Below are 18782 nucleotides of genomic sequence, written 5' to 3' on the forward strand. Positions count from 1 at the left end.
CCCATCAGTAGATGCCGGCCATGTTGCTGACCCAGTACGAGTCGCCGATCTTGATGGCCGCGCCACGGTCGGCCGGGGCCCCGGGGGAGAAGTAGAGGACGCCGGTGTTGTCGACCCCACCGGTTCCGGTGGACCAGATGTCGGGCGTCTCCTGTCCGGGCGTGGGCTGGAAGCGCTTGGCCCCGTCCACCGTGGCGACCGTGCCCTGGGCGTTGCCGTTGGAGGTGAGAGCCGGCCGGGCGGCCGAGGTCCAGCCACCGAGGCCGTAGGCGCGGCGCGGCGCGAGCGTGTAGCCGCCGTCGGCGGCCCGGACGCCGGGGTGGATCCACATCTCGCCGGTGGAGCGGCTCCTGGTGATCAGGTCGGGCGCGTTGCCGTCGTCGGGCGCGCCGTCGCCGTTGGCGTCGGGAGTGATCTCACCGGGTGCGATCGCGTCGAGGTCGGCCCAGCCGGAGGCCCCGATCACCGTCGGCGTGGCCAGCTCGCCGTTGGTGGCGGTCGCGAGCGGCCCGGCCTGAGTGCCGGAGAACAGCAGCAGCTTGCCGCCCTCGTTGACGATGAGATCGACGCCCAGCTTGCCGTCGATGTCACCGGGTGCGATCACCTGGGTGGCGGCCGCCCAGTTCCCGCCGCCGGGGTGCTTCAGCTCTCGGCGGCCCCACAGCAGCGGCTCGCCCAGCCCGTCCCCGGGGTAGATCCAGAGCCGGTCGGACTTGAGTACGAAGACGTCCTCGTAGCCGTCCGGTCCCATGCCGTTCTCGGGGCCGATGAGGTCACCGCGGTGGGCGAGCTTGGCGTCGTTCCAGCCGCTGGGGAAGGTCCGGTTCCAGGCGATCGTGCCGTCGCCCTTGCCGGTGTAGAAGAGCAGGCGGCCGTCCTTGGCCACGGCCAGGAAGTCGGGGTGGCCGTCGCCGTTCAGGTCGCCGTCGCGGTCTCCGGCGGCGATGCCGTCGGGGTCGGCGACGAACTGGGGGGCGGTGGTGAGGATCAGCGTGGTGTTGGTCTCCGCGTCCGAGGACGCGCCGCTGTAGGTGGAGACGTTGCCCGCGACGTCGTAGGCGACGACGTGCAGGCGGTTGTTGGGCCATCGGGGCGGCACCACGTTCACCGTGGCCGCGCCGTTGACGGCGTCCACCCAGGTGCCGTCGGAGCAGCGGTCACCGCCGATGGACAGCGGGTGGTTGAGCGCGTAGCAGAAACCGTCCAGCTGCGTGTCGGTGGACGTGAACTTGATCGTACGGCGCGCGCGGGCGGGCACCGTGGCGACGTCGAGCGGCTGCCCGTCGGTGGCGGCGACGACGGGCTTGGTCGGCGCCTTCTTGTCGAACACGAAGCCGCAGTCGCCCGACCCGCCGGTCGTGTCGACGCCGTCGGTGGCCTGGACGGTCCAGCGGTAGCTGACCGCGTCCCTGAACGTCGCCGCGGCGACGGTCACGCTCGCGGTCCCGCCGCTGCTCACCTTGTCGGAGGGGGTGGCGACGTTGTTCCCGCCCACCTGCCAGACCAGGAACTTCGCCGTGACGTCGTGGTCGTCGGGGTCGCTCACCTTCGCGGTCAGCGCGATGCCGGTGTTGCCGACCACCGGCCAGGTCGCCGGGTTGTTGTCGCAGCGGATCGGCACGTCGTTCGCGTTGTTTCCCCACGTGCCCAGGTAGGCGGCCTTGGAGTTGACCTTGGGCATGTTGTTGTAGGTGACCTCGAGCACCGGGTTGGTGGCGTTGACCCGGAACCGCTTCCAGCTTCGCGGGTCGTCCTCGGTGCCGGGCTCGGCGCGCAGACCCAGGGTGATCTGCGTGCCGCCCAGGTCGGCGTTCTCCTGGACGGCCTCGCGCAGCGCGACGGCGGCGTAGTCCTCACCGCCTCCGGCGCAACTGGTGGACCAGCCGTGCGCGTAGGACTTGGTCTGCAGCGTCGCCTTCCAGGTCGGCTGGTTGTTCCAGGTGGTGCCGGAGCCGATGCCACCGGTCCAGCCGAGCTGCACCGGCATCTTGGTGCAGCTGTAGGAGTAGGTGTTGAGGACGTTGAACGTCGCCGCCACGATGCGTGAGCCCCGCAGGTCGTCGGTGTTCATCTGGAAGTAGGAGCGTGCCGTTCCGCCGGTCCAGTCCTCGTAGCCGACCCGCGCCTCGACCGGGCTCTCACTGCCGATCTTCTTGGTGCCGTCGTAGAAGGCGGTGTCCGCGATGGAGGGCGAGCCCGCCTGCTTGTAGGCGACCGACCAGTGGTTCTTGTAGCCGTCGTTGAAGATCGGGTCGATGGTGACGGGGTAGACCGTGGCGGGGTCGTCGAGCATCGCCCTGTCGGGCACGATCCGCAGCCGGCCGCCGCCGACCTCGGCGGTCATCTGGGCGGTGCGGGCGGGACCGGTCTCGGCCGGCTTCGCCGAGCGGGCGTTCCCCTGACGGAGCCCGGCCCGGGACTCCGCCGAGGAGTCCCACATCAGGGGACGGGGCGCGGTGAAGACCTGCCCGCCCGCGTCGTCGGTGGCGGTGAGGCCGCCCTGCGAGTCGGTGGCCAGTCGCAGCCCCTTCCCGCCGACGCGGAAGGTGAGGGTGCGCAGTCTGGGGTCGGCCGCGGCCCGCGCGTTCTTGACGATCAGGTGGCTGACGAAGTTGTCGGCCTCCACCAGGATCTTCAGATCGACGCCGGGCAGCACCTCGGAGTAGGTCATCTCGCTGCCGGACACGGCCGGGGCGGGGAGCGGCTCCGGCCAGGTCAGGGTGAGGCTCCTGCCTCCCTTGACCATGGTCGCCAGCGGGCCCGTGCCGCCGCCGGAGAAGGCCATGCCGAAGGTCGTGGACCGCGGGACGACCGTCCCGTCGGCGCGGCGCCGCAGCGTCGGATCCACCGGACGCCACCGGCCGTCTGCCTGGGCGCGCACCGGGCGCAGGTGCTGGCGGAGGGTGAGGGTGCCGTTGGGGTTGGCGGTGATGTCACTGGTCTCGGTACGCCGCTCGACGACCTCCACCTGCCGGCCTGTCTCCCGGGCCTGCCCCAGCGCCCGAAGTTCCTCGGGCGTGGGACCCGCGGGCTCCGGCTCGGACGTCCCGGCGGCCGGCGCGGCGGGCTCGGGCGTGGCGGGCTCGGGCGTGGCGGGCTCGGGCGTGGCGGGCTCGGGCGTGGCGGGCTCGGGCATGGCGGGCTCGGGCGCGGGGGTGAGCGGCGCCGCGCCCGTTGCCTGCTCCGGTGCCTGTGCCGACGGCTGTTCCGGCACGGTGGTCTGGGGTTCGGGCTTCCCCGCGGTGGACGGGTGCAGTGGCTCGGCCACGGCGGCCGGCCCGAAGGCCCCGCCTGTCATCACGGCGACCGCCAGGATCGCCGCCCCCGTGCTCCACCGCTTTCGCGATGGCGTCATGTCCCAACTCCGATCTCGATTGCAACTCAAGGCACGCTGCGGGCGTAGGTCTCCGCTCGCACGGCGAACCACCGCGAACCATAGATCGCCAAAAATGCGGGCGAATCTGTCATCCGGACGGCCAGGTCAGGGTGCGGCACCGCCCGCCTGAGTCATCCGCGCCCCCTGGCTCAGTGGTTCTCGGCGACTCCCGGCGGCTCTCGGCGACTCCCGGCGACTCCCGGGCGGCGGAGTCCCCGCGCCTGAGGCCCCGGCCCCTCCCCCGCTCCCGGAGCCGGCCACCGCGACGGGTCCGCGACCTCGCGGGCGAAAACCTCACGAACGGAAAAAGGCGTGCCCCGGAGGTCGGCTCCGGGGCACGCCCTGCTCGGCTCCGCGCCGATGGACGGTAAATCCGTGTGAGTCACCCGGAATAGAGTTCGGGGAGCCGCCGGGCGAGCTCTCCACGGGAGGAGACACCGAGTTTCTGGAAGGCCCGGTAGAGGTGGGACTCCACGGTGCGCGGACTGAGGTTGAGCCGTTGCGCGATCTCCCGGTTCGCGACTCCCCTGGCCGCCAGCCGGGCGACACGGGACTCCTGCGCGGTCAGACCCGCGATCGGATCACGTCTCGCGCCGCCGGTGGCGTCGCGCTCCTCGGCGGCCCTGAGGGCCCAGGGCACCGCCCCGAGCCGCTGGAAGATCTCCAGCGCGGTGGTCAGCCGGGCCCGCGCCTCCGCCCGGCGGGCCATCCTGCGCAACCACTCGCCGTAGACGAGGGCCGTTCTCGCCAGGTCGTACGGGCGGCCGAGCCTGTCGTGCGCCCGCAGTGCCCTCGCGTACGCCTCGTCGGCGGCCTTCCCGCGCGCCAGCAGCCCCTCACATCTGGCCCGGACCGCCCGCGCGGCGGGCCCCGAGGTCTCCATCCGGGACAGCGTCCAGGCGGCGAGGTCCAGACGGCCGCTGCGCACGGCCGCCTCGGCGAGGTCGGGACCGGCCCCGCCGACCAGCTCCAGGGTCCGCGCCGCCTCACCGTACCTGCCCCGGCCCAGGTCGAGCAGGCCCAGGGCGCGCAGACCGAGCGCGACGACCTCAGGGGCGGCCCGCGCCTCACCGTAGGCGATCGCCTCGGCGGCCAGGGCGCGGCACCCTTCCTCCTCACCCCTGGCGGCGGCCAGCCAGGCCAGCCGGGCTCTGATCCTGGCCGCCTGGTGTTCCTGCCCGGTCTCCCGGGCCATGTCCAGCCCCTCCTCCAGCGCCTTTTCCGCCCCGTCCCACGTGCCGCTCTGGACCAGGGTGCCCGCGGCGACCTCCAGCGCCTGGGGCAGCAGGCCGTACTCGTGCCGGGAGCGCAGCCGGGCCAGCAACCCGGCCGCGGTCAGCCGGGCCTCGGTGTCGTCTCCCTCGGCCAGGTTCCGCCACGACGAGGCCAGCGCGGCGGCCGTCGCGCCCGAAGCCTCCGCCCCGGCCCGGTCCCCGGGCCCCCCGGCCACCTCCGCCCCGATCCCGCCGTGTCCCGGGTGGTCCTCGCACCCGGCGTCCAGCACCTTCGCCCGTTCCGTCTGGCCGGCGTCCCGGGCCAGGCGGGCGGCGGCGGCCAGACGGGCGGCGCGGGCGGCCGGATCGGGCGTCAGGTCGGCGGACGCGCACAGCGCGTCGGTGCGTTGTGCCGCGTCCACGGTCTGGGCGGCCAGTTCCTCCAGTTCGGCGGCGAGTCCCTCGTCGGGGCCGATCGCCACGACCGCGCGGTGCCAGGGCCCGTCCGGGTGCCCGGCCGCCGCCAGCGCCCGGTGCACGGCGGCGCGCAGCGAGAACGACGCCGTGCCGTACGCGATGGCGGGTACCAGGGGTTGCCTGACGACGATCCGGCCGTCCAGGACCCCGACCACGCCTGCCCGCTCGGCCGGGGCGAGATCGCCGAGTGAGACACCGAGGAGGTTCGCCGCCGGGGTGATGGAGCGCAACTCCCTCGTGTTCTCGACGGCGACCAGGGCGAGCAGCGCCACCGTGGGCTCCGGCAGCGCCGCGAGCACCGCGCCGGGCGCGGCCAGACCGGCCTGCGCCGGGGAACGGAACCTTTCGAGGTAGGCCCAGGGCGAAGCCGCATGCCCGAGGCGATGCTCCCTGGTCAGCGCGTGCGCGCAGGTGGTCAGCGTGCCCGGGTTGCCGCCCGCGAAGGCGACGAGCCGCTCGCGTACCCGCCTGATCATGTCGGGGTGGTGTTCGGCGAGTATCGCCGCGCACGCTCCGGCGTCCAGCGGGGTGAGGTCGCATCCTGGCAGCGCGGCCAGCCTGGAGACCCGCCCCGCCCGCTCGGCGATGATCACCACGAGGCCGTGACCGGCCGGTCTTCTGAGGAGCGAGACCAGGGTGTCCGCCGATGCCCGGTCGATCCAGTGCGCGTCGTCCAGCAGGACCACCAGGCCCTCGGCTCGCGCGGCGGTCGTCAGCAGGTCGCGCGCGGCGAGGGTGGTCGCCACGCGATCCCCGCGTTCCACCCGGCCGAGCGGCGCGAGCAGGTGGGACAGTGCGGCGAGCGCGACACCGGACTCCCCGGCGTGGCAGGCGCCGCGCAGGACGGGGACGCTCCCGGCGGTGGCCGCGGCGTGGTCCAGGAGGGCCGTCGCACCGGCCCCCTGCTCACCCCGCAGTACCAGGACACCGTCCTCGGCACGGCCGGCCCCCGCGACCAGGCTCTCGATCCGGCCACATTCGATGGCTCTCCCGTGAAGCACGCCGACCATCGAAGCAGCACCGGCGACGGCGATTCACTCCAGGTCCCGACTGTTCATTCTTCGTTCACTGAAACGATCAAGGTGGGGGCTACAGTCCAGGCGTGTTGTACGGGCGGACAACTGAGTTTGACCACATCTGGCGGTTGTTGAAGGCGGTGAGAGGCGGCAGGGCGGCGTCTCTCCTCGTTCGGGGGGAGTACGGGGCCGGGCGGTCCGTTTTCCTCGATCATGTCGCGGACACCGTCCGGGGCATACGGGTGCTGCGAACCCAGGGCGTCGAATCCGAGACGGACCTGCCGTACGCGGGGGTCGACCACCTCTTCGGCACCGGCCTCACCGGCCAGGGGACACCGGAGGCCGTCGCCGGCAGGCTCGCCGACCTGGCGGCCACCGGCCCCGTGCTGTGCCTGGTGGACGACGCGCACCTGCTCGACCCTGAGTCCACCGAGGCGCTGGCGTTCGCCGCGCGGCGGCACGCGGCACCGTACGCGCTGGTCCTCGCCCTGCCCGACGGCGCGCGCTTCCCGCTCGACCTGCCCTCCCTGCGCCTGTCCCGGCTGGGACGCGAGAACTCCCTCGCGCTGCTGGCCGCCCACACCGGGCGGCTGACGCCGTTCACCCGCCGGAAGATCGCCGAGGCGGCGGACGGCAACCCGCTGGCGCTGGCGGAGTTCGCCACGGGAGTGGCGGCCGATCTGCACCGGTCCCCACTGAGGCTGAGGCCCGAGACCATGCCGGTCGGCGCGACCACGCTGAGAAGGTTCGCGGAAGGCGTCACCGCGCTCCCCTCCCCCGCCCGCCTGGCACTTCTCGTCGCCGCCGCCTCGGGCTCCGGCGAGCTGGCGCCGATGGCGGCGGCCGTCGAGCGGCTCGGCGGCGACCTCGGCGACCTCGAACCCGCCGAGCGGGCGGGGCTGGTGTCGCTGTCCGGCCGGCGGCTCGGCTTCACCCATCCGCTGCTGCGGCCCGCGCTCTACCAGGACGCGCCCGTCGCCGAGCGGATCAGGGTGCACGGGGCACTGGCCGAAGGACCGGGCCAGGACACCGCGCATCACGCGGCCACGGCGGCGGCCGTCCCCTGCGACAGGCTGGCGGTCCGGCTGGAGCTGCACGCGCGGCGCAGCACCGACCGCGGCCACGGCGGCGCCGCGCTGGAACACGCGGCACAGCTCAGCGAGTCCCCGGCCACGCGCGCCCGCCTGCTCACCGAGGCCGTGGCGGCGGCGATCGACGTGGGCGAGTTCGCGCACGCCATGGCCCTCAGCGAGCGGGCGCTGCCGCTCGCCGCCCCGGCGACCCGTCTCGAACTCACCCGCCTCAGGCAGGAGATCCTCTCCGCGGGCGCCCCGGACCCGCGACCGCCACAGTGGCCGGCCCCCTGGCCGGATCCCTGGCCGGACCTCTGGCCGGGCCTCTGGCCGGACACGGCAGGTACGGTCACCTGGCGGTCGGAGCACGCGGGGATGCCTCCCTGGAGCGCGGCGTGGTTGCTGTCCATGGGCGACGACCTCGCGGCCTGCCGGTGGGCGGAGGGCCTGGTGGCCCTGTGCCGTACACACGGTATGCCGGGCAGGGAGCCGAAGGCCCTGCACATGCTCGCGGCGGCCCAGGCCGCCGCCGGGTTGCACGGACAGGCCGCGGCGAGCGCGACGCAGGCCCTGCTGCTCGCCGGGGACGCCGGGCGGCACGACCTGACCGGCTCACTGACCGGCCTGCTCGCCTGGCTGGCCGCGGTGCGGGGCGCCGAACAGGAGTGCCGTCGCCTCGCCGCCAGGAGCATCGCCTACGGTACGGCGGAGGACGACGGCCGGAGCTCATACGATTCCGGGAAGAACAGCGGCGGAGGCAGGGCCGGAAACCGCGGGAAGGTCAGGAGCACCGGAAAGGTCGGGCACGCGGTGGGCGGCGTCCCGTTCAGGCGCCCGCCGGGTCCCGCCAGGCCCTCCGTCGGCCCCTGGGCGCTGGCCCTGCTGGATCTCGGGTACGGCCGTCCCGGCCTGGCGCTGCGGCGGTTCGCCGAGGGCCCGCTGCCCCCGCTCCTGGCGATCCGCTCGACCCCCGACCTCGCCGAGGCCGCCGTGCACGCGGGCAGGGGCGCCGAGCTCGGTACGCGGCTCGTCAGGTTCGAGGCGTGGGCGACGGGCACCGGCAGGCCGGGTCCCGCCGCGCTCGTCCTGCGCGTCCGGGCGCTGCTGGAGCAGGGCCGGGAGGCGGACTCGCTCTACAGCCAGGCGCTGAACCTGCACGAGAGCGCGGGCCAGCCGTTCGAGCTCGCCCGTACCCGGTTGCTGTTCGGCGAATGGTTGCGCCGCAGGGGCCGGCGCGCCCGTGCCTCGCGCGAGCTGGGCGCCGCGCTCGCCGGCTTCGAGGAACTGGGCGCCCGCCCGTGGGCCGACCGTGCCCGTGCCGAACTGCGCGCCGGTGACGCCCGGCGCGTGTCCCTGGCAGGCGAGCTGGACCTGCTGACGCCCCAGGAGCTCCGGGTCGTCCGGCTGGCGGCCGGTGGGGCCACCAACCGGGATATCGCCGCCCAGCTCGTCCTCAGCCGGCGGACCGTGGGCAACCACCTCTACAAGGCGTTCCCCAAGCTCGGCGTCACCTCGAGAGACCAGCTCCGCGAGCTGAGCCCCGCCCTGTTCCCCCAGGACACCGGGGCGACATGAGTCGGCAGGTCCCGTGGAGGACCCAAGGCCGGCCGGGACTTGGGGCGGGCCCCGCCGGGAGGCTCATCCACATCGTCACTGTCAGAACAGGCTGGTCAGGACAGGCGCAGGGCCTCGGCGGCGACGGCGTGGCGCAGGTCACGGATGCCCGCGCGGCCACGGAGCGGGTGGACGTTGTTGGTCAGCAGTACGACGGTCAGTGCCCGCCCCGGGTCGACGACGAGTGAGGTGCCGGTGAAGCCGGAGTGGCCGTAGGCGTCGGCCAGCGGGCCGACGATCGCGGGGTCGCCGATCCGCACGCCCAGGCCGTGACGGAAGTCCGCGCCCCTCACGCCGTGGTCGCGGGTGATCTCGGCGGCCGTCTCCCCACGTAGCAGCGGGGCTCCTCCCGTGCGCAGGGCCTCGGCGAAGCGTACGAGGTCGTCGGCGGTGGAGAAGATCCCGGCGTGCCCGGCGACCCCGCCCAGGCCGTGCGCGGTCTCGTCGTGGACCTCGCCGCGCACGCATCCGGGCCCCGGGCGCTCGGGCTTGTGCTCGGTGGCGACGATCCGGGGCAGCAGGGACGCGGCGGGGCGGTAGCCGGTGTCGGGCAGGCCCAGGGGGCCGGTGACCCGGGTGCGGACGAGCTCGTCCAGGGAGGCCCGGCCGGCGATCTCCGCCACCCGGCCCGCCGTGATCAGCCCGACGTCGGAGTAGAGGTAGCGCTCACCCGCGGGGCCGACCGGCGACGTCGAGAGGATCCGCTCCATGCGCGTGGCGCGGATCTCCGGGCCGTCACCGGGAATCTCCTCGTGGGCCCTGCGTCCCGGCGGCAGTCCCGCGGTGTGGGTGAGCAGGTGCCGCAGGGTGACCTCCGGGGCGCCGCCGTAACAGGCGGGCAGCCGGACCGCGACGGGCTCGTCCAGGCCGAGCAGGCCGTCCTCGGCCAGCGACAGGATGACGGCCGTGGTGAAGAGTTTGGTGATCGAGGCGAGGTCGAAGATCGAGTCGCGGAGGGTGGGCGGCCGGTCTCCGGCGAGCTCCTCCGAGGCCGACGAGTAGCGCACGGCCTCCCCCACCGCGGCGGCGGCCACCGTGACACCGCCCACGGCGATCGCGGCCACCGCGGCCGAGCAGACACGCGGCACCGCCGCCCCGAGGATCCCGGCGAGCCGGGCGCCTTCCCCTCGATCGGACATCGCTCCCGCTCCCGCCCTCGGTCCCGGTTCCGCGTTCCGGCCTCGCGCCCGGTGTCGGCCCCGGTGTCGGCCCCGGTGTCGCGCGGGGAACCTGTTCCGTGCCCGGCGCCGGTCTCACGTCCGGTTCCGGTTCCCCCTCCGCCGGAGGGTCAGGCCCCCCTGGCCTGTCCCGCCGCCTCCAGCGCCGCGTCGAGGTGGTCGCCGTGCCGCTCCAGCAGGACCCGGGCGCCACCGGCGTCGAGACCGTGCTCGATCATCAGTACCGCGACCTTCACGTGCCATCCGGCGGCCTCCAGCGCGGAGCGGGCGGCGGAGAGTGCCGCCCCGGTGATGTCGCTCACCATTCTGGCCGCCCGGTCGGCCAGCTTGGAGTTCATCGCCGACACCTCGATCATCGTGTTGCCGTAGGTACGGCCCAGCTTGACCATCGCGATCGTGGAGATCATGTTGAGGACCAGCTTCTGCGCAGTCCCCGCCTTGAGTCTGGTGGAGCCGGTCACCACCTCCGGGCCGACGATCACCTCGATGGGGTGCCGTGCCGCCGCCGACAGCGGGGTCTCGGCGTTGCACGACAGTGCCACGGTGAGGGCTCCGCGGCGGCTCGCCTCGGCGAGCGCGCCGAGCACGAAGGGTGCGCGGCCACTGGCGGAGACGCCCACCACCGCGTCGAGCTCGCCCACTCCCCGTTCCGCGAGGGCGGCCGCTCCCCCGGCGTGGTCGTCCTCCGCGCCCTCGACCGAACGCGTCAGCGCGGGAGTGCCACCCGCGATGACGCCCTGGACGAGCTCGGGATCGGTACCGAAGGTCGGCGGGCATTCGGAGGCGTCCAGCACGGCCAGCCGGCCCGACGTTCCCGCGCCCACGTAGAACAGGCGGCCCCCCGACTTCATCCGGGCCACGACCGCGTCCACCGCGGCCGAGATCTCCGGAACCGCCTCGGCCACCGCCGCGGGCACCGTGGTGTCCGCCGCGTTCATCAGCCGGGCCACCTGCTCGGTGGGGAGCCGGTCGATCCGGCTGTAGCGCGGATCGCTCTGCTCGGTGGAAAGCGTGGACAGTGCGGCTGGTTGATCACTCATGACATCCCATGTCGTTAGTTGTCCTGTCTCACTGCTGCCAAGTGGATGATCTTCTGACAGTGATGGCGGTGTCCGGTGGGCGAGGCCGTCACGGCAACCCACGGCGGTAGAGCCAGAAGACCCGCTCGGCGTGCGCGCCGACCGTCCGGGCGTAGAAGCGCAGCGGCCCCACCCAGCCGATCTGGGCGCTCGACATGCCCGCGGCCCGCTGCTCGGCGAGGCAGCGGCGTACGAGCACGCGGCCGACCCCCAGGCCCCGCGCGGCCGGCGCGGTACCCATCGGGCCGAACCAGGAGGGCCTCGTACCCCACGCGGCGAAGCCGAGGATCTCGCCTTCCCTGACGGCGTAGTGGCAGCCGACGGCCTGCTCCGCCTCCCACGCCCAGTTCGCGTTCCACTGCTCCCCGACGAAGGCCGACACGGCGGCGCGGTCCCCGGGGGCGGCGGCGTGCACGGTGACCCCGGAGTCCGCCAGCCGCGCGAGGTCGGCATCGACGGACAGGTCCCCGCCGAGGTCGACGGTCATGTTCCAGGCGACGTTGTAGCGCTCGTAGCCGAGGCTCTCGGCCAGGCAGGCGGCCTCGGTGTAGCGCACGTCGACGCCGGGCCAGGCGTAGCAGGGCGGGTTGCCGGCGAAGCGGGCCTCGGTCGCCCCCCGGCCGCGCAGCCAGTCCTCGGCCGCGGCGACCAGCGCCCGGCCGAGACCCGTTCCCCGAGCCTCGGGACGCACGGCGAGCAGGTCGACGTGGCCCACGCGCGGGTCGCGCGCCGACATGGAGGCGAACACCACACCGTCGAGACCGCGCGTCACCAGCGCCGTCCAGGACCGGTGCGCGGGCGGCGCGGCGAGCCTGGCGACCAGGCTCGCCGCCTCCCCCGCGTCATGGGTGAGCGCCGCCCCGGCGATCCCCGCGAGCGCCGCCGCATCGGCCGCGACGGCCTCGCGGATCCCGGACGCCTCACGCGTCCGGGGCGTCTCGCGGATTCCCGGCGCCTCGGAGGCCCGCGGCGCTTCAGGGGGCCCCGGCACTTCGGGAGCCCCCGACGTCCGGCGGACTCTCGACGGTTCGTGCGCCCCCGGCCCCTCGCCCACGTTCCACGGCCCCGCGCCGGGACCGTTTCCCAGCGGGGTCACGAACGGCCGACCGGCATGGCGACGACGTCGCGGGGAGCGGGGTGGAAGCAGGCGTGCTCCTGGGGTGTGCCGCCGCCGTGGCCGAGCGCCGGGTGCTCCGACTCGCAGCGGCCGGTACGGAACGGGCAGCGCCGGGCGAACAGGCAACCCGCGTCGAGGCGGCTCTCGTCGAGCGCCCCGGTCGGCGTCACCGGCTCCTCGCCTGGCCGCTCCAGGCCGTGCAGCACGGGGATCGCCGACAGCAGCGACTGGGTGTACGGGTGCACGGGGCCGGAGATGATCGTCTCGACGTGACCGCGTTCGACGACCTCCCCCCGGTAGATGACGTACAGCTCGCCGTCGTCGCCGATGTAGCGCGCGGTCGCCACGTCGTGGGTGATGAACAGCACGCTCACCCCGAGGCGTTCGCGAAGGTCCTTGAGCAGGGCGAGGATGCCCAGCCGCAGCGATACGTCGATCATGGAGACGGCCTCGTCGGCGACGAGCATCTCGGGGTCGACGGTGAGGGCGCGGGCGATGACGACCCGCTGGCGCATACCGCCGGAGAGCTGGTGGGGGTAGCGCGACAGCACGTAGCCGGGGTCGAGACCGACCAGTTCCAGCAGTTCCTGGGCACGCCCGTCCACCCACGACCGTGGGCGGCCGGTCTGCGCGGCTCGCAGCGACAGCGGCGCGTCCAGCGTCTGGTGCACCGTGCGGGTCGGGTTGAGCGCCGAGTACGGGTCCTGGTGGATGAGCTGGATGCGGCGGAAGTAGGGCTGGCGCCGCTTCGGGCGCAGCGACGACATGGGCGTGCCGTCGATGGTGATCTCTCCGGAGTCGTGGCTCTCCAGCCCGGCGATGATCCGCCCGAGTGTCGTCTTGCCGCAGCCCGACTCCCCGATGAACGACGCCGCCCCGCCCTTCGGGATGGCGAAGTCGACGCCGCGCAGCGCCTTCACCTCCCGCCCGGCGAGCACGCTGCCCCGCTGCCTGAAGGTCTTCGTGATTCCCTGCCCAGTGATCACGCCTTCTCCCTCGGTCCGTCTGTCCCGGCCGCCCGTCCGGCTCCCCGCAGAAGCACCTCCCGGTCCTCGTACGCGTTCCCGTTCGTGTTTCCGGCTTCGTCTCCGTTCTCCGTCCCGGTCCCGTTCGCGGCACGCGCGACGTTCCCGTTCTCCGTCCCGTTCGCGGCACGCGCGACGTTCCCGTTCTCCGTCCCGGTCGCGGTAGGCGCGACGTTCCCGGCTCCGTCGCCGGTCCCGTTCGCGGTACGCGCCGCGTCCGCGTCCTCTTCCGCGTGGTGGGCGGCGACGGCGTGGCAGGCCACGATCCACTCGCCGCGCGAGACGGCGGGCGGCTCCTCGGTCTCGCAGACGTCCACGCGCAGCTCGCAACGCTCTCTGAAGACGCATCCCCGCGACGGAACGGTCCCAAGCGTCGGCGGGCGTCCGGGCAGCGCCCTGGCCTCCCCGATATCGCCGATCAGGCGCGGGATGGCCCGGATCAGCCCCTGGGTGTAGGGGTGGCGGGGGGCGCCGAGCACCTCGGTGGTCGGCCCCTGCTCCACCACGCGCCCGCCGTACATGACGGCCAGCCGGTCGGCGACCTCGGCCACCACGCCGAGGTCGTGGGTGATGACGAGCGTGGTGAGCCCGCGCTCCTCGTGGACCTCCCTGACGATCCGCAGGATCGTGGCCTGGGTGATCATGTCGAGCGCGGTCGTGGGCTCGTCCAGCACGACGAGGTGGGCGTTGAGCACCAGCGCGAACATGATGCCGACCCGCTGGCGCATCCCGCCGGACAGCTCGTGCTGATGGGAGTCGAGCACCCGCGCGCCGTCCATGCCCATCCTGCCGAGCAGGTCCCTGGCGTCCCTGACCAGCCCCCGCAGGTCCTGGACGTCGTGCGAGCGGCCCAGGTCGAGGAGCTGCTTGCCGACCGTCTTGAGCGGGTTGAGGGAGTTCTGGGCGGCCTGGAAGACGTACCCGATGTGCCGTCCCCGCGCCCGGCGCAGATCGTCGCCCCGCAGCTCGACGACGTCGCCGAGCCCGTCGATCTCCACACTGCCCGAGCGGATCCTGCCGGGGGGCTGGACCGCGTTGAGCAGCGACAGCGCCAGGGTGGACTTGCCGGACCCCGACTCGCCGACCACCCCGGTGATCGTCCCGGGCACCAGCTCGAGATCGATTCCCGACACGGCGGGCAGTTCCCCCGCCGACGTCCGGTAGACGACGGACAGGTCGCTGACGCGTACCCCCGGCGGCCCGCCCCTTTCCGCCTCGCGGGCGCTCGCGGTGCCCCCGGCGCCCGCAGCGCTCTCGGTGCTCGCGGTGCTGTCGGTGCCCTCCGGGTTCCCGGCACCCCGGGTGCTCCGGGCGCGCCGGGCTCTCACGGCGGCGAACAGCCGCCCGCCCGGTGTCACCGACACCTTCTCCGAACGTGCGAACATCTGTTCAGTCCTCCCGCAGCCGGGGGTTGAAGATCTCGTCCATGGCGTCAACGACGAGAACGATGCCCAGGGTGAGCAGCAGGATCGCCAGCAGCGGCGCCAGCATGTACGGCAGCGCCGTGGTCGTCGTCAGCGCGCCCCCGCCGAACACGGCGAGGTTGAGCATCACGCCCCAGTTGTTGGCGTCGAACGGCAGGACGCCCAGGAAGAACAGGCCCACCTGCGCGTACACCGCGCCGGTCACCGCGATGAGCATGTTCATCGCGATGAAGGGAGCCATGCTGGGCAGCAGTTCCCTGCCGACGATGTGCCCGCTGGACAGGCCGAGTCCCCTGGCCGCCTCGATGAAGCCGCGCTCGCGCAGCGAGAGGGTCTGCGCCCGCACGGCGCGCGCCACGCCGCCCCAGCCGAGGAGCCCGAGCACCAGGCCCATCTCGAGCGCGCTGGTGAACTTCCAGACGGTCGACAGGACCAGCAGCAGCGGGAGGGCGGGGATGGTCAGCTTCATGTCGGTGATCCGCATGAGCACGGTGTCCCAGCGCCCGCGCCGAAACCCCGCGAACAGCCCGACGGCGGTGCCGAGGGCGACCGTGATGACGGCGGTGACCAGGGCGGTCAGCAGGACGTACCGGGCCCCGGTGATCACCAGGGCGAGCACGTCGGTGCCCTCGAAGTCGGTGCCGAAGGGGTGTGCCAGGCTCGGCGCGGCGTAGAGCGCGTTGTCGTCGCGCGGCAGCCGCGCGGGGTAGAGCAGCGGCCCGAAGATCCCCATGAACGCGAACACGCCCAGAATGGCCACGCCCACGATCCGGCTGGGCTTGCGCCGCAGGACCCGCCAGACGCCGCGCCGGAAGTTGCGTCGCAGCGTCGCGCGGGTCCCGGAGACGCCGGGGATGGCCGGGGTGTCCGGAGTCCGGGGGGCGCCGGGGGCGCCACCCGTGATGACCGGCGCCGTCACGCGACCACCCCCGCCGGGTGCGTGTACGAGCTCGCGAGATCCCCCGCCGCCCGTGTGACCGGGAGACCGTTTCCCACGGCTCCCCTGATTCGCCCGGTCATGACGCCTCCTGTCCGGAACGGACCCGTGGATCGATGGCGGTGTAGAGCATGTCGGCCACGATGTTGGCGATGACGATCGCCACGGTGATCAGCAGGAAGGCCCCGCCCATCAGTGCGTAGTCGCGGTCGGTGATGCTGTTGAGCAGCAGCAGGCCCAGCCCCGGGTAGGTGAAGATCCGCTCGATGAAGATCGCACCGCCGAACAGCAGGCCCAGCGAGAGCGCCAGGATGGTGAACAGCGGCAGGATGGCGTTGCGCGCCACGTAGCGGAAGATGATCCCGCGCTTCATGCCGCGCAGTTCGGCGGCCAGGATGAAGTCGTCGCCCAGCACGGTGACCACGCTCGACTTCATCGCCAGGATCCAGCCCCCGTATCCGGCCAGCGCGTAGGCCAGGACCGGCAGCGTGGCGTACTGGACCAGCGAGCCGATGTAGGCGGCGTTGAGGCCGGGTTCGAGCGTGACGTCCGCCGTGCCGCTCGCGGGGAAGATCGGCAGCAGGGTGGTGAAGACCGCGCTCAGCAGCAGCGCGAGGACGTACTGCGGCAGGCCGTGCAGGAGCGAGCCGGAGACGGCCAGGATGTCCCCCAGTTTGCTCGACCGCTTGATCGCCGCGTAGACGCCCAGGATGATGCCGACCGCGAAGCTGAGCAGGGTGCCGACGAGGACCGGCAGGATCGTCCATGTGGCCGCCGAGCCGAGCAGGGTGGTCACCTCCGCGCCGGGGACGCTCAGCGACTGGCCCAGGTCGAGGTGGAACAGGCCCCTCATGTAGTCGAGGTACTGCTCCCACATCGTGCCCTTCGGCATGAACCCGTACAGCACGGCGACGGAGCGTTCCGCCTGGTCGGGCGACATGCCCTGCTCGACCAGCTTCTCGTAGCGGGCCCGCATGGGGTCCCCGGGGATGTTCCTGATGATCACGAAGCTGATCGTGGTGACCACCAGGATCATGACGAGCCCGCGGGCGAGGTGGCCCGCGAGGCGGCGTGCGATGACCGTCATATGTGGCTCTTCCTCTTGACCATGCCGAGCTGGAGCCAGACTCCGGAGGTGAGGCGCAGCGCGTCGCTCTCGTTGCCCGGGAATCCGGTGAAACGGGTGGTGTTGACGACCTGGGTGTTGACGTAGTCCCACAGCTGGATCACCGGGAGGTCCTGGTTGGCGGTCCTGGCGAGGGTCGAGACGATCCGCCGCTGCTCCGCCTCGGGCACGGAGTTCAGCCTGACCGCCAGCTCGCCGGGGTTGACCCTGCCCGCGCCCTTGACGTCGATGACCTCGGCGCCGCCCATCCAGTTGCCCTCCGTGCCGGGGGCGACGTGCCTGAGCCTGCCGCCGAAGAGCTGCCAGCCGTTCTGGGCCCCGTACAGGCGCTGGAAGATGTTGTACGGAGCGGGGCCGAGCGCCACCAGCCAGAAGCCGAGGTCGTATTTCCCGGCCGCCATCTCCTCCAGGTAGAGCGGGTAGTCGGCGGTGGTGACGACCTCGGCGTCGATCCCGGCGTCGTTGAGCTGGCTGGTGACGGCCTTGGCGCCGGCCAGCCAGTCGGAGAAGGACGCGGGCACGTTGATGGTCATCTTCCAGGGGCCGCCGTCGGGCATCGTCCACCTGCCGGCGACCTTTTTCATGCCCGCGGCCCGCAGCTCGTTCGCGGCCCTGGCGGGGTCGTGCCGGTAGGGGTCCAGGGCGGCGAGGCCGTCGCCCAGCCACGCCTTCGCGGCCTGCTGGTGAAGGCCGGAGGTGGTGAGCGAGGCGGTGCCGCCCTCGGGGGAGGCGACCTTGGTCACCTGCCTGCGGTCGATCAGGTAGGCCAGCGCCCGGCGGACGTGCACGTTGTCGTAGGGCTTCCTGGACTGGTTGAACGCCAGTCCCTCACTGACGGGCGAGTATCCCCTGACGACGGCGTTGCCCGGGGTCTCGGTGATCCGCCGCATCACCCCCGCGGGGACCGCGGTGAACGGCGCGCTGTCCAGCCTGCCGGAGACCAGGTAGTTCCAGACCTGCTCGTTGCCGGTGTAGTTGAGGATGCGCACCTGGTCGGCGGCGACGTTGGCCGCGTTGTAGAAGTTCTTGTTCTTGACCAGCAGCGCCTCGCCCGGGTTGACGCGCTTCAGGACGAACGGCCCGGCCGAGACGTCCCTGGGCGGGGCGAAGGAGATGACCTTGTCCGCGAGGCTGGTGATCCCGGCCCGTGCCACCTCGGCCCCGGGGGCGTCGCTCTGCGCGAGCTTCAGCCTCTGCCAGAAGTCGGCGGGCAGCACGCCGCGCCAAACGTGCTCGGGGACGATGACGGTCTCCATGACACTGCGGACGAAGGAGGAGCTCGGGTTCTTCGCCGCCTGGGTGATCTTGATCGTCCTGTCGTCCACGATCTTGATGTCGGAGGCCGTACCGGCCGCGGAGGGATCGAGGGCGTAGGCGGTGCCGCCCTGGGTGTAGGCCAGCCCGATGGAGAACTTCACGTCCTTCGCGGTGATCGGCTCGCCGTCGGACCACTTCCCGCCCGGGTGGAGCCTGAGGGTGATCGAGGACTGGTCGGGGGCGATCTGCCAGCTCTGCGCGACGCCCGGGTAGAACTGGTTCGGATCGGTCAGATGGTTCTTGGTCCACCCGAGCCACTCGGCGTTGTATCCCCGAAAGGCGTTGCCCTTGGGGTTGTACGGGTTGATCGGCGCGTTCGCGTCGATGCCCGGTTTGAGCGCGTCGATCGTGGTGAAGACGCCACCGGCGGAGCTGTCCGCGTTGCCGCCACACGCCGCGGTGACGGCGGCAAGGCAGAGGACGACCGCTGCCGCTGCTAGTCGCTTCATGAACGCTCCGTTGGGTGTTCTTCGAGGTCAGGGCACCAGTACCGGGGTGTAGGCGTTGTCCGGACAATACGTTCGACCCGCCATCCGCGTCAATTATCTCCACTCCCGTGATACTCCCTGTAGCTTTCCTTCACCGACCGCCCGCCCCCGGCGCCGCCCCGAGCCGATCACCGCGAGCCCCGTGCGGAGCGGGCGATCCGGGCCGGACGGCGAAGCGGACGCGCCCGGCCGGGCGTACGGGCCGGGAATTCCGACCGGACGGCGGAGGTTGACGATCTTTACCGGACCGCGGGAGGGACGGCGGGGCAGGGCAGGCTGGGGACAGACAGGTCGGGAACAGGGAGACCGGGGACGGGGCGC

General features: G+C 73.0%; 11 protein-coding genes. 1 reads left to right on the forward strand and 10 read right to left on the reverse strand.

What is annotated here, in order from left to right; genetic code table 11:
- Nucleotides 1-4: 4 nt before the first annotated feature.
- Nucleotides 5-3355, reverse strand: coding sequence for a DNRLRE domain-containing protein (locus tag OG587_RS32680; protein WP_329082141.1), 3351 nt, complete (start codon nucleotides 3353-3355; stop codon nucleotides 5-7).
- Nucleotides 3356-3758: 403 nt separating this feature from the next.
- A complete protein-coding gene (locus tag OG587_RS32685; protein ID WP_329082144.1) occupies nucleotides 3759-6068 on the reverse strand; it encodes a helix-turn-helix transcriptional regulator in 2310 nt (769 codons plus the stop codon).
- Nucleotides 6069-6169: 101 nt separating this feature from the next.
- Here OG587_RS32685 and OG587_RS32690 point away from each other — a divergent pair, with 101 nt between their 5' ends.
- A complete protein-coding gene (locus OG587_RS32690; protein WP_329082146.1) occupies nucleotides 6170-8731 on the forward strand; it encodes a helix-turn-helix transcriptional regulator in 2562 nt (853 codons plus the stop codon).
- A gap of 95 nt (nucleotides 8732-8826) precedes the next feature.
- Here the strand turns inward: OG587_RS32690 and OG587_RS32695 are convergent, their stop codons facing one another.
- From OG587_RS32695 to OG587_RS32730, 8 genes are all read right to left on the reverse strand, one after another.
- The gene (locus tag OG587_RS32695; RefSeq protein WP_329082148.1) at nucleotides 8827-9909 is read right to left on the reverse strand and encodes a serine hydrolase domain-containing protein; all 1083 of its coding nucleotides are present in this window, start codon (nucleotides 9907-9909) and stop codon (nucleotides 8827-8829) included.
- Between the two features lie 149 nt (nucleotides 9910-10058).
- Nucleotides 10059-10988 carry an N-acetylmuramic acid 6-phosphate etherase gene (murQ, locus tag OG587_RS32700; RefSeq protein WP_329082149.1) on the reverse strand — a complete coding sequence of 310 codons (930 nt, stop codon included), beginning with the start codon at nucleotides 10986-10988 and terminating at the stop codon, nucleotides 10059-10061.
- Nucleotides 10989-11076: 88 nt separating this feature from the next.
- Nucleotides 11077-12123 carry a GNAT family N-acetyltransferase gene (locus OG587_RS32705; protein WP_329082151.1) on the reverse strand — a complete coding sequence of 349 codons (1047 nt, stop codon included), beginning with the start codon at nucleotides 12121-12123 and terminating at the stop codon, nucleotides 11077-11079.
- Nucleotides 12120-13130 carry an ABC transporter ATP-binding protein gene (locus tag OG587_RS32710; protein WP_329082153.1) on the reverse strand — a complete coding sequence of 337 codons (1011 nt, stop codon included), beginning with the start codon at nucleotides 13128-13130 and terminating at the stop codon, nucleotides 12120-12122. The genes OG587_RS32705 and OG587_RS32710 overlap by 4 nt, the downstream gene beginning before the upstream one ends.
- Nucleotides 13127-14554, reverse strand: a complete 1428-nt coding sequence (locus OG587_RS32715) for an ABC transporter ATP-binding protein (RefSeq protein ID WP_329082155.1) — start codon at nucleotides 14552-14554, stop codon at nucleotides 13127-13129. Before OG587_RS32715 ends, OG587_RS32710 begins: the two co-directional genes overlap by 4 nt.
- Nucleotides 14555-14558: 4 nt before the next feature.
- Complete coding sequence (locus tag OG587_RS32720; RefSeq protein ID WP_329082157.1) at nucleotides 14559-15512, reverse strand: ABC transporter permease; 954 nt, start codon at nucleotides 15510-15512, stop codon at nucleotides 14559-14561.
- Between the two features lie 97 nt (nucleotides 15513-15609).
- Nucleotides 15610-16617 carry an ABC transporter permease gene (locus tag OG587_RS32725; RefSeq protein ID WP_329082158.1) on the reverse strand — a complete coding sequence of 336 codons (1008 nt, stop codon included), beginning with the start codon at nucleotides 16615-16617 and terminating at the stop codon, nucleotides 15610-15612.
- Nucleotides 16614-18422 carry an ABC transporter substrate-binding protein gene (locus tag OG587_RS32730; RefSeq protein ID WP_329082160.1) on the reverse strand — a complete coding sequence of 603 codons (1809 nt, stop codon included), beginning with the start codon at nucleotides 18420-18422 and terminating at the stop codon, nucleotides 16614-16616. The genes OG587_RS32725 and OG587_RS32730 overlap by 4 nt, the downstream gene beginning before the upstream one ends.
- Nucleotides 18423-18782 lie beyond the last annotated feature (360 nt).

Origin of the sequence: Streptosporangium sp. NBC_01469 (genome assembly GCF_036227305.1) — a bacterium.
In the GTDB taxonomy this organism is placed as follows: Bacteria; Actinomycetota; Actinomycetes; order Streptosporangiales; family Streptosporangiaceae; genus Streptosporangium.

Bases quoted from the DNA above. Each gene is read 5' to 3' on its own strand.
- OG587_RS32680 (WP_329082141.1), bottom strand. From the start codon at position 3,355: ATGACGCCATCGCGAAAGCGGTGGAGCACGGGGGCGGCGATCCTGGCG.
- OG587_RS32695 (WP_329082148.1), bottom strand. From the start codon at position 9,909: ATGTCCGATCGAGGGGAAGGCGCCCGGCTCGCCGGGATCCTCGGGGCG.
- murQ (WP_329082149.1), bottom strand. From the start codon at position 10,988: ATGAGTGATCAACCAGCCGCACTGTCCACGCTTTCCACCGAGCAGAGC.
- OG587_RS32715 (WP_329082155.1), bottom strand. From the start codon at position 14,554: ATGTTCGCACGTTCGGAGAAGGTGTCGGTGACACCGGGCGGGCGGCTG.
- OG587_RS32725 (WP_329082158.1), bottom strand. From the start codon at position 16,617: ATGACGGTCATCGCACGCCGCCTCGCGGGCCACCTCGCCCGCGGGCTC.
- OG587_RS32730 (WP_329082160.1), bottom strand. From the start codon at position 18,422: ATGAAGCGACTAGCAGCGGCAGCGGTCGTCCTCTGCCTTGCCGCCGTC.